General features: G+C 68.4%; 11 protein-coding genes and 2 pseudogenes. 3 read left to right on the top strand and 10 right to left on the bottom strand.

The window, feature by feature from the left end:
• Nucleotides 1-12: 12 nt before the first annotated feature.
• The 6 genes and pseudogenes from GO592_RS24340 to GO592_RS24315 all read right to left on the bottom strand — a co-directional run.
• Nucleotides 13-474, bottom strand: a pseudogene (locus GO592_RS24340) (CoA transferase); the annotation flags it as partial.
• Nucleotides 471-2,684, bottom strand: coding sequence for an acyl-CoA dehydrogenase (locus tag GO592_RS24335; RefSeq protein WP_007298165.1), 2,214 nt, complete (start codon nt 2,682-2,684; stop codon nt 471-473). The pseudogene GO592_RS24340 and the gene GO592_RS24335, both read right to left, overlap by 4 nt.
• 11 nt (nt 2,685-2,695) lie before the next feature.
• Nucleotides 2,696-3,565, bottom strand: coding sequence for an SDR family oxidoreductase (locus GO592_RS24330; protein WP_005572132.1), 870 nt, complete (start codon nt 3,563-3,565; stop codon nt 2,696-2,698).
• Nucleotides 3,566-3,575: 10 nt separating this feature from the next.
• Nucleotides 3,576-4,451 carry a MaoC/PaaZ C-terminal domain-containing protein gene (locus tag GO592_RS24325; RefSeq protein ID WP_007298164.1) on the bottom strand — a complete coding sequence of 292 codons (876 nt, stop codon included), beginning with the start codon at nt 4,449-4,451 and terminating at the stop codon, nt 3,576-3,578.
• Nucleotides 4,452-4,456: 5 nt separating this feature from the next.
• Nucleotides 4,457-4,888 carry a type II toxin-antitoxin system Rv0910 family toxin gene (locus GO592_RS24320; protein ID WP_007298163.1) on the bottom strand — a complete coding sequence of 144 codons (432 nt, stop codon included), beginning with the start codon at nt 4,886-4,888 and terminating at the stop codon, nt 4,457-4,459.
• A 47-nt stretch (nt 4,889-4,935) separates the two neighbouring features.
• Nucleotides 4,936-6,120, bottom strand: a complete 1,185-nt coding sequence (locus GO592_RS24315) for a lipid-transfer protein (RefSeq protein WP_007298162.1) — start codon at nt 6,118-6,120, stop codon at nt 4,936-4,938.
• A gap of 103 nt (nt 6,121-6,223) precedes the next feature.
• Here GO592_RS24315 and GO592_RS24310 point away from each other — a divergent pair, with 103 nt between their 5' ends.
• Nucleotides 6,224-6,919 (top strand): TetR/AcrR family transcriptional regulator, encoded by a 696-nt coding sequence (locus GO592_RS24310; protein WP_007298161.1) that lies wholly within the window; start codon nt 6,224-6,226, stop codon nt 6,917-6,919.
• Between the two features lie 77 nt (nt 6,920-6,996).
• Nucleotides 6,997-8,342, top strand: a pseudogene (locus tag GO592_RS24305) (hypothetical protein); the annotation flags it as partial.
• Nucleotides 8,343-8,557: 215 nt separating this feature from the next.
• Here GO592_RS24305 and GO592_RS24300 read toward each other — a convergent pair.
• Complete coding sequence (locus GO592_RS24300; protein WP_007298159.1) at nt 8,558-9,820, bottom strand: Nramp family divalent metal transporter; 1,263 nt, start codon at nt 9,818-9,820, stop codon at nt 8,558-8,560.
• Between the two features lie 164 nt (nt 9,821-9,984).
• Between GO592_RS24300 and GO592_RS24295 the strand changes: the two genes are divergently transcribed.
• A complete protein-coding gene (locus GO592_RS24295; protein WP_007298158.1) occupies nt 9,985-11,163 on the top strand; it encodes a hydroxylase in 1,179 nt (392 codons plus the stop codon).
• Between the two features lie 45 nt (nt 11,164-11,208).
• Here GO592_RS24295 and GO592_RS24290 read toward each other — a convergent pair whose 3' ends face one another.
• From GO592_RS24290 to pdxR, 3 genes are all read right to left on the bottom strand, one after another.
• Complete coding sequence (locus tag GO592_RS24290; RefSeq protein WP_007298157.1) at nt 11,209-12,510, bottom strand: bifunctional o-acetylhomoserine/o-acetylserine sulfhydrylase; 1,302 nt, start codon at nt 12,508-12,510, stop codon at nt 11,209-11,211.
• A gap of 40 nt (nt 12,511-12,550) precedes the next feature.
• Nucleotides 12,551-13,078, bottom strand: coding sequence for an OsmC family protein (locus tag GO592_RS24285; protein ID WP_007298156.1), 528 nt, complete (start codon nt 13,076-13,078; stop codon nt 12,551-12,553).
• A gap of 233 nt (nt 13,079-13,311) precedes the next feature.
• Nucleotides 13,312-14,721, bottom strand: coding sequence for a MocR-like pyridoxine biosynthesis transcription factor PdxR (gene pdxR / locus GO592_RS24280; RefSeq protein WP_007298155.1), 1,410 nt, complete (start codon nt 14,719-14,721; stop codon nt 13,312-13,314).
• Between the last annotated feature and the right edge of the window lie 23 nt (nt 14,722-14,744).

Raw genomic sequence — 14,744 nt, 5'->3', positions numbered from 1 at the left:
TGTCGTAGAACGCGGCGGCACCGGCCGCTCCCCGGCACGCCCGATGGGTTCGAGCGCGCCTGCGAGCGCGATGTAGTTGATGTCGTGCCCGGCCCGAGGTGCGAGGTGACCGTCCTGGCCCCAGCCGGTCATGCGCCCGTAGATCAGACCGGGATTGCGGGACAGGCAGTCGTCGGGGCCGATGCCCAGGCGTTCCGCGACGCCGGGACGGAAACCCTCGACGAGGATGTCGGCGCGTTCGACGAGCGTCCGAACGGCCTCCAGCCCCTCCGGAGTCCGCAGGTTCACGGCGATCGACCGTCGTCCGCGGTCGAGCACACCCGACGGCGCCATCAGCCCGCTGCCGCCGTCACCTGCCCGCTCGACGCGGATCACGTCCGCGCCGAGGTCGGCGAGGATCATGCAGCCGAACGGGGCGGGCGCGAGGCTCGCGAGCTCGACGACGGTCAGCCCGCTCAGCGGCTCGCCGGTCACGACACCCCCTGCGCGTCGCGGGGCAGCCCGAGCATGCGTTCCCCGATCACGTTCAGCTGCACCTCGGTGGTGCCGCCGTAGATGGTGGTGGCGCGGCCGGCGATCAACTGCTCCATCGCCTTGTCGCTCGGCTCCCCGGGAATGCTCACGGCGCCCGCCGCCCCCAGTTCGGCGACGACGAATTCGGCGATCGACTGTCCGAGCCCCATGCCCAGCAGCTTCCCGACGCTGGACGTGATGCTCACGTCCGCACCCGACAGCTGCTTCAGCACGATCCGTGAACCGATCAGATCGATCGCCTGGCTCTCGGCCACCAGTTCGCCGACGCGGAAGCGTGCCAGCGGGCCGAGATCGCGGCCGCGGGCGAACTGCAGCAGATCCTTGTCGGTGGCGTAGGCCTCCATCTTCTGGCTCAGCGCCACCCGCTCGCCCGCGAGGGTCGTGCGGGCCACGTTCCAGCCGTCGTTCACGTTCCCGACCACGTTCTCGTCCGGGATGAACACGTCGTCGAGGAAGACCTCGTTGAACAGGGCAGACCCGGTCATCTCGCGCAGCGGCCGGACGGTGACGCCCGGTGTCGACATGTCCAGCACGAAGTACGTGATGCCCTCGTGTTTCGGTTTGGCCGGGTCGGTGCGGGCGATCAGCATCGCCCAGTCGGAGAACTGTGCCACCGTGGTCCAGATCTTCTGCCCGGTCACCGTCCAACCGCCGTCGACCTTCTCGGCCTTGGTGGTCAGCGACGCCAGGTCGGAACCGGCCCCCGGTTCGCTGAACAGCTGGCACCACACCAGATCTCCGCGCAGGGTGGGGACGGCAAGATCCCGCTTCTGCGCGTCCGTGCCGTGGGCGACGACGGCCTGCACCGCCCAGCCGCCCATGAGCAGCTGCGGCATCGGGATTCCGGCTGCCGTGATCTCCTGGGCGATGACGATCTGTTCGAGCGGGGACGCGCTGCGCCCGTACGGTTTCGGCAGGTGCGGCTGTACCCAGCCGCCGTCGCCGAGCGCGATCAACTGGTCGTCCTCGTCGAGGCCAACCAGCGGGGCGAGTTCCGCCCGCACCTCGGTGCGGATCGATTGGGCTTCGTCCGGCAGTTCCAGTTCGGACGTGCGGGCGGTGCCTGCGAGGGACTGGTCGGCCACCCGAGTGGCCCGCTCCTCGCGGGTGCCGAGGAGCCCCCGGATGGCCAGCGCCCGGCGGTAGTACAGGTGCGCGTCGTGCTCCCAGGTGAATCCGATGCCGCCGTGGACCTGGATGCAGTCCTGTGCGCACTGCACCGCGGCGTCGGGAACGACGACGGCGGCGATGTCCGCGGCGAAATCGGCGGTGTCGTCACCGTTGTCGAGGGCCGAGGCGGCATCCCACAGCACCGCGCGCGCCTTCTCCAGCGCGATGCCCATGTGGGCGCACTTGTGCTTGACGCCCTGGAACTGGCCGATCGGACGCCCGAACTGCACCCGCGTCTTCGCGTACTCGGATGCGGTGGACACGCACCAGGACATCACGCCGATCACCTCCGCACCGAGAACGACGGTGGCGACGGACCGGACGCGCCGCGCGCTCAGCCCGTCGAGGATCCGGTCGGCGCCCACCCGAACGGCGTCGGCGGTGATCCGTGCGGAGCCGCGGACCACGTCGATGCTGTCCTGCACTGTGACGGTGACGTCCGCGGAATCGACGACGGCCCAGCGGACGTCGTCGCCGACGGTGATCGGGAGAAGCACGGTGTCGGCGTGTTCGCCGCCGAGGACGGCGTCCGCGACCCCGGTGACGCGGTATCCGCCCTCGTGCGCAGAGGCATCGAGTGGGCGGCCCAACGCGACCGCGGCGGTGTGTGATCCGTCGAGGAGTCCCGGCATCAGCTCGATGCCGACCTTGGAATCGGCGGCCGCCACGAGGGCGGCGGACAGCGCGGTCGGGACGAACGGGCCCGGAGCGGCGGTCCGCCCCAGCGCTTCGAGAGCCACCGCCAACGTGAGGAGCCCGGCACCGTGGCCGCCCTTGTCCTCGGGGATGTGCAGTCCCAGCAGGTCCTGACCGACGAGTGCATCCCAGAACGGCGGGAACTTGTCCTCGCTCGTGGACTCGATCGCGGACCGGACATGATCGGAGGTGATGGTGCGTTCGGCGAATGCGCGGACCGAGTCGGCGAGGGCCCGGTGTTCCTCGGTGAGTCCGAGCCCGAGCTCGTACGTGTTCTTGGCCATGTCGGGGCCCTTCAGCCGAGCCGGTCGGCGAGGTCGGCGACGGTCCACGGGCCGTCGCTCTCGATGGTCGTGACGTCGTGCCAGCCGGCGAGCTCGGAGATGGCCCCGCCCTGCACGGCGAACACCTTGCCGGTGATCTTGCAGTTCGCGTCGGCGAGACGCGCGACGAGCGGAGAGATGTTGGCGGGGCTGAACGCGTCGAACTCGCCCTCCGGCACCTCCTCGGCGAACAGCGCTCCCATACCCGGGGTGGCCAGCGTGAGCCGGGTGCGGGCGATCGGCGCGATCGCGTTGACCCGGACGCCGTAGCGCTCGAGCTCGTCCGCGGCGACCAGGGTGAGTGCGGCGATGCCCGCCTTCGCGGCGCCGTAGTTGGCCTGGCCCGCGTTGGGCATGAACGTGCCCGACGCCGACGCGGTGTTGATCACGGACGCGTTCACGGTTTCGCCCGCCTTGGTCTGCGCCTTCCAGTACGCCGCCGCGTGGTGCAGGGTGGCGGCGTGGCCCTTGAGATGCACGGCGATGACGGCGTCCCACTGGCTTTCGGTCATACCCGCGATGAAGGCGTCCCGCAGGATGCCCGCGTTGTTGACGAGGACGTCGAGTCGGCCGAACTCCCTGACCGCTTGATCGACGAGTCCTTCGGCGCCGTCCCAGGACGCGACGTTGTCGGTGTTCGCGACTGCCCTGCCGCCCGCGGCGACGATCTCGTCGACGACCTGCTGCGCCGGGCCCGCGTCCTCGCCGGTGCCGTCGTTCGCACCGCCGAGGTCGTTGACGACCACGGCAGCGCCCTCACGGGCGAAGAGCAGTGCGTGCTCCCGGCCGATTCCGCGTCCGGCGCCGGTGACGATGGCCACCCGTCCGTCGAGTGTTCCCATGTGCGTACTCCTAGGTTTCTGTGTCCGCGATGACGGCGAGGCCGTCCTTGATGACGAGTTCGTCGCCGACGGTGGTCTCGTAGGCATACGACGTTGTCCCGCCCGGGGACTCGGCGACCTGCCGGAACTGCGTGGCGATGTCCTGGCCGGGCAGGACGGGTTTCGCGAACCGCACCGCGAGCCTGCGGAGGCGTTCGACCCGGCCGTCGGCGAGTTCGGTGAGCGCCGCCCACGACGTGAACGCCATGGTGCACAGGCCGTGGTTGATGATTCCGGGAAGTCCGGACATCCGGGCGATCTCGTCGTCCAGGTGGATCGGCATCGGATCACCGGAGGCGGGCGAGTACCGAAACGTCTGGTCCTCGTCGATGTGCTGGGTGATCGACGCGACCGGGGCCTGTCCGCGCAGGGACTCGTCGAACCGGTGCGCGGGTGCCTGCTCGCCGAGTCCGGCTCCCGCATCGACCTTCCGGAAGAACGCGGTCATCCACTGCTCGTTGACCAGTTCACCGTCGTCCGTGGTGGTTTCGACGTAGACGACGACGGTGGAACCGTTCTCCCGACCCTCGAATCCGATCGGTTTAGCACGGACCACGAGGTTGTCGCCGGGACGGATCGGACGGTGGAAGTGGAAATCCTGCTCCCCGTGCACGAGTTTCATGAGCAGTTCGACCGGGGCGACGGACAGTGCCGCCGGTGCCATCGACGTGAACGCGGGGACCACGGCGAACACCGGTGGCGCGACGTCGCCGGCGAGATGGCGTTCGATGGGATCGTTGGTGGCCGCGGCGTATTCGGCGATGCGCTCGGCGGTGACCTCGAACCGTTGCGGATCGGTCCACTCGCCGAGGCCGCTCGTGTCGAATTCGACTGTGGGGGTAGTCATGCGGATCAGCCCACCATGTCGGCGAACCCGGCCAAGGACGCCTCCAGATCCGCCTTGGCGTTCTTGGCGACGGCCTTGCCGATGGGGCCGACGATCATCGTGCCGGTGAAGCTCGCGTCGATGATCGCCGTGGATCCGGCGCCGTCCGGCTCGACCTTCAGCGTGAATTCGACGGTCACCCCCGCCATGCCGGTGCCGGAGATCTTCACCCTCTCGGGCACCTGCACCTCGGTGACGGTCCACTCGATCTTGTTGGCCATGCCCATCACGGAGACGACCTCGGTGAACTTCGATCCGAGTGACACCTCGGCGGGAATCTCGCTCTTCCACGACTGGTGGATGGTGAGCCACTCCTCCCAGCGGGACAGGTTGGAGAGCGCGTCCCACGCCTTGTCGGGGGAGGCGGGCAGGGACGCTGCGACGGAAACGGAAGCCATGATGTACTCCTGGTGTTCGGGGTGAAAGGAACTGTGAGAGAGAAGAATCAGAGTGCGCGGTAGGCGGTGACGACGACGGCACCACCGAGGCCGATGTTGTGCTGGAGGGCGACCGCGGCGCCGTCGACCTGGCGCTTGTCGGCCGTGCCGCGGAGTTGCCAGGTGAGTTCGCTGCACTGGGCGAGGCCGGTGGCGCCGAGGGGATGCCCCTTGGAGATGAGACCGCCGGACGGGTTGACCACCCAGCGCCCGCCGTACGTGGTGTCGTCGTTGTCGACGAGTTTGCCGCCCTCGCCCTCGCCGCACAGGCCGAGCGCCTCGTAGGTCAGCAGTTCGTTGGTGGAGAAGCAGTCGTGGAGTTCGATGACGTCGATGTCGTCCGGCCCGATGCCTGCCTGTTCGTACACGCGGGCCGCGGCCGTGCGGGTCATGTCCGCGCCGACCAGACTGATCGCACTCCGGTCCTCGAACGTGCTCGGGAGGTCGGTGACCATGGACTGGCCGACGATCTCCACGGCCTGCCCGGCGAGGTCGCGCTTGTCGACGAACTCCTCGCTCACGACGACGACGGCACCGGAGCCGTCCGAGGTGGGGGAGCACTGCAGTTTGGTGAGGGGCCCGTAGATCGGCTTCGAGCCGAGGATCTCGTCGAGCGTGTACTCGACCTGGAACTGGGCGTACGGGTTGTTCTGTGAGTGGCGGTGGTTCTTCACGCCGATCTCGGCGAACTGTTCCGCCGTGGTCCCGAACCGTTCCATGTGTTCCTTGCCGGCGGCGCCGAACATGTAGGGGGCCGGCGGCATCGCGAACTCCTGAAGTTCGGCGAGCGCGAGGAGGTGGCGCATCATCGGCTGTTCCCGGTCGTCGTACGTGGACCCGAGCGAACCGGCCTGCATCTTCTCGAAGCCCAGCGCGAGTGCGCAGTCCACCTGCCCGCTCCGGACCGCCTGCGTGGCGAGGAAGAGCGCGGTCGACCCCGTCGAACAGTTGTTGTTGACGTTCACGATGGGAATGCCGGTGAGGCCGAGTTCGTAGACGGCCCGCTGTCCCGACGTCGACTCGCCGTACACGTATCCGACGTACGCCTGCTCCACGAGCCGGTACTCGATCCCGGCGTCCTCGAGTGCCCTGCCACCGGCCTCACGCGCCATGCCGGGGTAGTCCCACTCGCGTGCACCCGGCTTCTCGAACTTCGTCATCCCGACGCCGACGACGAACACTCTGTTACCCATTGCGGCTCCCTGAGTCCGGAGAAATGTGTGTGTGACACCCTGTTTCATCAAAGTATGTGAGACAAGGTGTCCAGTCAACAGTCGGGTGGGTAACGTATGCGTGATGCCGGACAAAGTGGAAACCGCCGCGTCGCCCCAGGGGGACGGCCGCGCCACGCGCTGGGAGGACCACAAGGCGGAACGCCGCAGCCGGATTCTCGAAGCCGCGATGGACGCCATCAACGAGGACGGTCCCGACGTGGGCGTCCAGCAGATCGCGAACCGCGCCGACGTCCCGCGATCGGTGGTCTACCGGATCTTCACCGATCGCGGTGACCTCGACGAGCAGCTGCGCGGGCGCATCATCGAACGACTGATGGCGGACCTCGCGCCCACGTTGACACCGGAGGGGACCGTGGGCGAGGCAATCGCCCGCGCCGTCGAGACGTACCTGCGGTGGATCGTGGAATATCCACGGCTCCACCAATTCCTCGGCACCGGATCGCCGGGCAGGCGGACGACCGGCTCACGTGTGGTCACCGGAACGAAGACCGCGATCGCGCTCCAGCTGTCGGGTCTGCTCGCGACTGTCCTCGACACGGTGGCCGGCAACTCTGACCTGGCCGAGGCGCTGGCCTTCGGGTTGGTGGGACTCGTGGATGCCAGCGTCAATCGATGGCTGAGCAACCCGCAGTCGGCGCTCGGCAGCGACGAGCTGGCCGAGTTCCTCGAGGTGTCGATCTGGCAAGTGCTGCACGGCAATCTGGCGCGGATCGGCGTCACCATCAACCCGTCGACCCCCGTGTCGGAACTGCAGTAGTCGGCCGGGTATGGCCAGCTACCATGGCTTTCATGCCCTCCCGGCGAGGTTCACCGGCCGCTTCCGAGCAGGCCTGGGTGTCGGACACGGCGGTCGGTGACGCCGTCGCGCGCTTCGCCAGTGCCTGGGAATCCTCGTCGTCCGCGCCCGATCTGGTCGCCTACCTGCCCGCGTCTCCCGCGCTCCGCCGGGTCACGCTCATCGAACTCGTCAAGGTCGACCTGGAGAACCGCTGGCTGCGCGGCGACCACCCGAAGCGGCTCGGCCAATACTGTGAGGAGCTGCCGGAACTGCGGCGGTGGCCGTTGCCGGCGGATCTGCTGTACGAGGAGTTCCACATCCGGCGGCGCAGCGGGGAGTCGGTCGAGGCGAGCGAGTACACGCAGAATTTTCCGGGTCAGGCCGGTGAGCTCGACGAACTGTTCGGCACCGGGGAGTACCACAGCACGGCGCTCCATCGCGGGGAGACGACGCTGTCGGTGTTTCCGGGGAGCGGCGGAACGCTCGACGATCTGGAGGTGGGCCAGCGGATCGACGATTTCGATCTCGTGACCGGTCTCGGCAGGGGCGCTTTCGCGCGGGTGTTCCTGGCCCGGCAGCGGTCGCTGCAACGGATGGTCGCCGTCAAGATTTCCCTGGACCACGGCACCGAGCCGCAGACTCTGGCCCAGTTCGACCACGACTACATCGTCCGGGTCTTCGATCAACGCCTCCTCGGGCCGCGACCTGAGACTGCTGTACATGCAGTAGGTCCCCGGCGGCACCCTGCTCGACGTGGTCGCCCGGGTTCGTGAGAAGCCACCGGATTCGCGCAGCGGCGCCGTGCTGCTGGACGCGATCGACCGGGCCCTGGTCGGTCGAGGCGAGATCCGGCCCAGCGAATCCGGGGTGCGCCGGGAGATCGCGGCGCTGACCTGGCCCGAGACGGTCGCCTGGCTCGGCAGGTGGCTACCCTGATCATCAGCAAGCTGCCGCCCGCCGCGCAGGAGAACTTCGAGCGGATCACCCGGATCGACTACACGGTCGCGTTCCTCATCGGAGCCGTGGGCACGGTGTCGATGGTGATCTACCTGACGATGGTGGCCGGCGGCCTGCGCCGGGGGAGGGTCTACACCGGCGCCCAGCTCGCCCGGGCGCGCCGAGACACCTGCTGCTCGGCCAGCGGTGTGCACTGCTCTGCCTCGGGCTGTGGATCGTCAGCGGCCTCGTCGTGCCGATCACGTTGGAGGTGAGTGGCAGTCAGGTTCCGTGGAACACGATCGTCCACTTCACTGCATCTCAGCTCGTGTGCGGAGCGATCGCGGTGGTCTACCCGTTCTTCTTCGTGAATTTCTACGCCGTCCGCTGCCTCTACCCGGTGTTTCTGCGGCACGGCGAGATCAGTGCGTCCGACGCCCGGATGTTGAAGCGGTTGGGGCGCCGCAGCACGTTCTTCCTCGCCGCGGCCGCCGCCGTGCCGCTGCTCGGGATCGCGGGAGCCACGTTCATTCCCCCGGAGGACCTGCCCCGGGTGATCGTCGCGCTCCGCGTCCTGTGCGTCGGCAGCGTCATCGCGTTCGTGGCGGCCTACTGGATGTTCCGGATGCTGTCCGAGGACCGCTGGAGCGCGTCGTGTCCGGTGCGCCGCGGCACGAGTGATCAGGCCGAACCCCTGAACGTCAGCCACAGCAGCGAGACATTGAGCACGACGATCAACGACGCCGCCACCCAGGCGGCGACCGTGGTGGCCGTCGCGTTGCGGTGGACGCCCATCAGGTCGCGGCTCGACGTCATCCGCACGAGTGGAATCACCGCGAACGGGATGCACAGGCTGAGAACCACCTGACTGAGGACGAGCGCGAACGTGGGATCGACGCCGATCGCCAGCACGACCAGTGCCGGAATCAAGGTGACCACCCGGCGCAGCAACAGCGGGATGCGCATCGACAGCAGGCCGTACATGATCTCGGAGCCGGCGGCGCAGCCGATCGACGTGGACGCCAGGCCGGACGCCAGCAGTCCGACGGCGAAGACGACGGCGACGGTGGGGCCGAGCGAACTCTGGATGGCGGCGTGCGCGCCGTCGATCGAATCGGTGCCCGGAATGCCGCGCAGGGCCGAGGCGGCGAGCAGCAGCATGCCGATGTTGACCGCGCCCGCCACGATCAGCGCACCGACCACGTCCCACTTCGTCACCCGCAGCAGTCGCGCGAGGCGGGGGCCTTCCAGGTCGTTCCCGTGCCGGTCGCGGGCGAGGGCGGAATGGAGGTAGATCGCATGCGGCATCACGGTGGCGCCGAGCATGCTCGCGGCGAGCAGGACCGTCTCGGTGCCCTCGAAACGCGGCACGAGTCCGGCAAGCGCGTCCGTACCCGACACGTCGGTGAACGCGAGCCCGGTGAGGAACCCGACGGTGATGATCGTCAGGAGTCCCATCACGACGAACTCGAACGTCCGCTGTCCGCGGCGGCTCTGGATCGACAGGATGCCCATCGACACGACGCCTGTGATCAGGCCTCCGACGAAGAGGGGAACGCCGAACAGGAGATGGAGTGCGATCGCGCCGCCGATCACCTCGGCGAGGTCGGTGGCGATCGCCATCGCCTCGGCCTGCAGCCAGAACGCGCGGCGGTTCCCGGTCCGCAGGCGGGTCCCCAGCATCTCGGGCAGTGATTTGCCGGTGACCAGCCCGAGTTTCGCGGACAGGTACTGCACCAGCACCGCCATGGCATTGGCGAGCACGAGCACCCAGACGAGCAGGTACCCGTACTTCGCGCCCGCGGTGAGGTTGGCGGCAACGTTTCCGGGGTCGACGTACGCGATGGCAGCCACGAACGCGGGCCCGAGGAGCGCGACAGTTCGGATGCTGCCCTTGCGGGGCGAGCGGCGCGGGAGGAGAGGGCGGGATGCCTCGATGCTCACGGAGCTCCTGGTCGTGGTCTGCGGATCTACCTGCTGATTCGTCTCTCCGCACTATAGATTTAGGGATAGCGAACTTACAAGCGCGGGGCCGGATCGGCTCGGAACTGTCACCTCGGCGCTATATTGACTAGAACGTGTTCTATTCGCGGTGGAAGGGAGTCCCGATGGGACAGGTTCTCGACAGAATCGACGTCGTCGCTGAGGAGATTCGCGGGCAGGCCGTCCAGTCGGAGGCGGATTGCCGGCTCACCGACACCGCCGCAGCCCTCCTGCGAGACTCCGGCGCGATCCGGTTGCTGCAGCCCAAGCTCTACGGCGGCTACGAGGTCCACCCCCGCGAGTTCGCCGAGACCGTCATGGGAGTCGCCGCACTCGACGGTGCGAGCGGATGGGTCACCGGGATCGTCGGCGTGCACCCGTGGGAACTGGCGTTCGCCGACCCGCAGGTGCAGGAGGAGATCTGGGGCGAGGACAACGACACGTGGATGGCGTCGCCGTATGCGCCGATGGGGGTCGCGACACCGGTCGACGGCGGATACGTCCTGAAGGGACGGTGGTCGTTCTCGTCCGGCACCGACCACTGTCAGTGGGCCTTCCTCGGGGCAATGGTCGGCGACGGCGAAGGTGGCATCGCGATGCCGCCCTCGTCGCTGCACGTGATTCTGCCGCGCACCGACTATCAGATCGTCGAGGACACGTGGGATGTCATCGGACTGCGCGGAACGGGAAGCAAGGACCTGATCGTCGACGGTGCCTTCGTCCCGGGCTATCGGACGTTGAACGCGTCGAAGGTGATGGACGGACGTGCGCAGAAGGAGGCGGGCAGGCCGGAGCCGCTGTTCAACATGCCGTACTCGTGCATGTTCCCGCTCGGCATCACCGCCGCAGTCATCGGTATCACCGAGGGCGCGCTGGCCTGTCACATCGCGGTGCAAAAGGACCGCGTCGCCATCACGGGCCAGAAGATCAAGGAGGATCCCTACGTGCTCAGTGCGATAGGAGAGTCCGCCGCCGAGATCAATGCGTCGCGGGTCTCCCTCATCGAGACCGCGGACCGGTTCTACGACAAGGTCGACGCGGGAAAGGTGATCACGTTCGAGGAGCGTGCGATCGGACGCCGCACCCAGATCGCCGCGGCCTGGCGTGCGGTGCGTGCCGTGGACGAGATCTTCGCGCGCGCCGGCGGTGGCGCGTTGCACTACAAGACACCGATGCAACGGTTCTGGCGCGACGCGCACGCCGGTCTGGCGCACGCGGTCCACGTGCCCGGACCCACCAACCACGCGAGCGCGCTCACCCAGCTCGGCGGCGAACCGCAGGGGATGATGCGCGCAATGATCTGAAGCACCGGGAGGCCGAGGCTCGCGCCCCGGCCTCCCGGCATCGGATCAGAGTGCGGCTGCGGCGAATCCGGTCTCGAGGTCGGCGAGGATGTCGTCGATACCCTCGATGCCGACGGCGAGCCGGACCAGTCCGGGAGTCACACCGGCGGCGAGCTGCTCCTCCGGGGTCAGCTGCGAGTGCGTGGTGGACGCCGGGTGGATCACCAGCGAGCGCACGTCGCCGATGTTCGCGACGTGGCTGTGCAGGGTGAGCGCGTTGACGAACTTCTTGCCCGCGTCGATGCCGCCGGCCAGTTCGAACGTCACGATCGCGCCCGGACCCTTCGGGGTGAGCTGCCGTGCGCGCTCGTGCCACTGCGACGACGGCAGGCCCGCGTACGCCACGGACGTGACCTCCGGGCGGGCCTCGAGGAACTCCGCCACCTTCTGGGCGTTGGCGACGTGCCGCTCCACGCGCAGGCTGAGGGTCTCGATGCCCTGCGCGATGAGGAATGCGTTGAACGGGGCGACCGCGGAACCGAGGTCGCGGAGCAACTGCACGCGCGCCTTCAGCGCGTAGGCCGGGGCGCCGAGGTCCGCGAAGACGACACCGTGGTAGCTCGGGTCCGGGGTGGTGAAGTTGACGTGGCGGCCCTGGGTCCAGTCGAACGTGCCGCCGTCGACGATGACACCGGCGATCGCCGTGCCGTGACCGCCGAGGTACTTGGTGGCCGAGTGCACCACGATGTCCGCGCCGTGCTTCAACGGTTGCAGCAGGTACGGCGTGGCTACCGTGTTGTCGACGATCAGCGGGATCCCGTTGTCGTGGCCGACCTTCGAGATTCCCGGGATGTCCAGGATGTGGTTCTTCGGGTTGGCGATCGTCTCGCCGTAGAACGCCTTGGTGTTCGGGCGGACGGCGCTGCGCCACTGCTCGAGGTCGTCCGGGTCCTCGACGAACGAGACCTCGATGCCGAGCTTGGGCAGCGTGTAGTGGAAGAGGTTGTAGGTGCCGCCGTACAGGTACGGGCTGGAGACGATGTGGTCGCCTGCCTCCGCGAGGTTCAGCACCGCAAAGGTTTCCGCGGCCTGCCCGGAGGACAGCAGCAGGGCAGCGACGCCGCCTTCGAGGGCGGCGATGCGCTGCTCGACCGCGTCCTGCGTGGGGTTCATGATGCGGGTGTAGATGTTGCCCGGCTCGGCCAGACCGAACAGCGCGGCAGCGTGATCGGTGCTGTCGAACGTGTACGAGGTGGTCTGGTAGATCGGCAGCGCCCGCGCCTTGGTGGTCGCGTCGGACGTCTGCCCGGCGTGGATCTGCTTGGTCTCGAACGACCAGTTGACAGTGGGATCGATGCTCTCGGTCACGAGTGGGGTACTCCAGATTCGGTGAGGTGGATGTGGTGAATCAGTTGTCGTTGCTGTGTGTTTCGACGACGGTGTGGACCGGGGTCTGATTGCGGGTCAGGTCGAGGACGGGGCAGTGCGCATCCACCGCCTCCTGCAGTTCGAGGTAGCGCTCCCGCGATTCCGGTCCGGTCAGCGTCACGACGACGCGCACTTCGCCGAACCCGGCACGGACGGCGTCGTCGAAGCCGAAGAACCCGCGCACGTCGAGGTCGCCCTCCGCGCGCGCCGAGATGTCGTCGACGCGGACACCGAGCTTCTCGGCCCAGAAGCGGTACGTCACCACCTGGCAGGAGAGCAGTGAGGCGAGGTAGTACTCCACGGGATTTGCGGCCGAGTCGTCGCCGCCGAGCGCCGGAGGCTCGTCCACCTCGACGCTGTACTTGCCGAGCGTGACGGTGCTCGCGACGGCGTCCCGCGCCTGCGCGGAGGCGCGGAAGACGACGTGAGCGTTCGCGGAATCCTGGGAAACGGCGTCGCGGGTGGCGCCGATGACGGACGTGAGGTGCGAAACGGATGCAGTGGTCATGACAGTGCGAATCCTTCGAAAACGAGGGTGTGCAGGAAGAACCCGGCGTGGAGAAACGTCACGCCGGGGCGGGTCCGATCAGGAGATCGGACACCCCGAGGTACACACCAGTGCGAAATCGACGTGGCGACGCCGCGTCAGCAGCTCACCTGAGTCGATCACGCCGGATTCGGTCACGGATCAGACTGTAACCGCACGACACGCATTCCGACCAGTCCCGTGGGAAATTCTGCTCACGGAGTGGGCAGCGCGCGGCACAGGGCGTCGAGAGTGGCCGAGAAACGCGTGGACGACGGCGTGCTGTAGCCGACGACGAGTCCGTCGGGCCGGTTCGCGGGACCGTCCGGATGACGGAACGTGCGCAGACCCTCCACTGCGAGACCGAGGGCCGCGGCCCGGCCGACGGTGGCCGCCTCGGTCCCGTCGGGAAGTTCGAGGACGGCGTGCAAACCGGCCGCGATGCCGGTGACGTGCACGTGTGGTGCACGGGCGGCGAGGGTTTCGACGAGAGTGTCGCGCCGGCGGCGGTAGAGGGTGCGCATCCTGCGGACGTGCCGGTCGAATGCGCCCCTCTCGATGAAGTCGGCCAGGGTCAGCTGGTCCGTCGCGCTGACCCATCTCTCGTATCCGCCCTTGACTGCCAGGACGTGGTCGATCAGGCGTTCCGGCAGCACCATCCATCCCACGCGGATCGCGGGGGAGAGGGTCTTGCTCACGGTGCCCAGGTAGGCCACCTCGTCCGGGGCCAGACCCTGCAGGGCGCCGACGGGTTGGCGGTCGTACCGGAACTCCCCGTCGTAATCGTCCTCGATCACGATCGCCCCCGTCGCACGTGCCCATTCCACGAAAGCTGTTCTCCTGCCGGGATGGAGCGGCCCACCGGTGGGGAATTGATGAGCCGGTGTGAGCAACGCCGCCGACAGTTGCCTGCCCGTCGTATCCGGGGGCTGCGGTCCGCGGGCGTCGAGCTGCAGGGGAATGGTGGAGACGCCGATGTCGCCGAGAAGTTCGCGATGCAGATGCAGCCCGTACCCCTCGACGGCGATCGGTCCCTGCACGGCGCGGGCGAGCAACCACAGTCCGTGGCCCGAGCTCGCACTGACCACGATGTGGTCGGGAGCGGTGCGCACTCCTCGTGCGCGAGAGAGATATTCGGCGAGGGCGTGACGGAGTTCGGGGCGTCCCCGCGGATCACCCGGTCCGAACGCGTCGTTGGGTGCCGCGGTGAGCGCCCGGCGGGCCGACGCCATCCAGGCGGCACGCGGAAATTCCCCGACGTCGGGCGAACCGGGCATCAGGCTCAACGCCGGTCGGGGCGCGGCCGTGGACCGGGTGTGCGGACGCCGGGCCGGCTCGCCTGCCCGATCGGCGACCCGGGTCCCCGACCCCTGCCGGGCGGTGAGCCAGCCCTCGGCCACGAGTTCGGAGTACGCCTCGGCGACGGTGTTGCGGGCGATGCCGAGGTCGAGGGCCAGGGTGCGGGACGGCGGGAGGGTGGTGCCGGCGACGAGCCGTCCCGATCGAATCGACTCGCGCAGAGCGGAAACCAGGTTCGCGCGCACCCCCGGCGCCCGTCCGCCGCCGGACGCGGTGAGGTCGAGATGGAGGTCGCGGCCCAGACCCGAATTGGCCCAAGTTTCCATGCACGAATTGAACCATGAAGATG

It is taken from the genome of Rhodococcus sp. 21391 (assembly GCF_016772255.1).
Taxonomy (GTDB): domain Bacteria; phylum Actinomycetota; class Actinomycetes; order Mycobacteriales; family Mycobacteriaceae; genus Rhodococcus_F; species Rhodococcus_F opacus.
The sequence above is the reverse complement of the archived record's forward strand: the minus strand, read 5'-3'. Positions and strand labels throughout refer to the sequence as shown.

Bases quoted from the DNA above. Each gene is read 5' to 3' on its own strand.
- GO592_RS24285 (WP_007298156.1), bottom strand. From the start codon at position 13,078: ATGACCACTGCATCCGTTTCGCACCTCACGTCCGTCATCGGCGCCACC.
- pdxR (WP_007298155.1), bottom strand. From the start codon at position 14,721: ATGGAAACTTGGGCCAATTCGGGTCTGGGCCGCGACCTCCATCTCGAC.
- GO592_RS24320 (WP_007298163.1), bottom strand. From the start codon at position 4,888: ATGGCTTCCGTTTCCGTCGCAGCGTCCCTGCCCGCCTCCCCCGACAAG.
- GO592_RS24310 (WP_007298161.1), top strand. From the start codon at position 6,224: ATGCCGGACAAAGTGGAAACCGCCGCGTCGCCCCAGGGGGACGGCCGC.
- GO592_RS24295 (WP_007298158.1), top strand. From the start codon at position 9,985: ATGGGACAGGTTCTCGACAGAATCGACGTCGTCGCTGAGGAGATTCGC.
- GO592_RS24330 (WP_005572132.1), bottom strand. From the start codon at position 3,565: ATGGGAACACTCGACGGACGGGTGGCCATCGTCACCGGCGCCGGACGC.
- GO592_RS24325 (WP_007298164.1), bottom strand. From the start codon at position 4,451: ATGACTACCCCCACAGTCGAATTCGACACGAGCGGCCTCGGCGAGTGG.
- GO592_RS24315 (WP_007298162.1), bottom strand. From the start codon at position 6,120: ATGGGTAACAGAGTGTTCGTCGTCGGCGTCGGGATGACGAAGTTCGAG.
- GO592_RS24335 (WP_007298165.1), bottom strand. From the start codon at position 2,684: ATGGCCAAGAACACGTACGAGCTCGGGCTCGGACTCACCGAGGAACAC.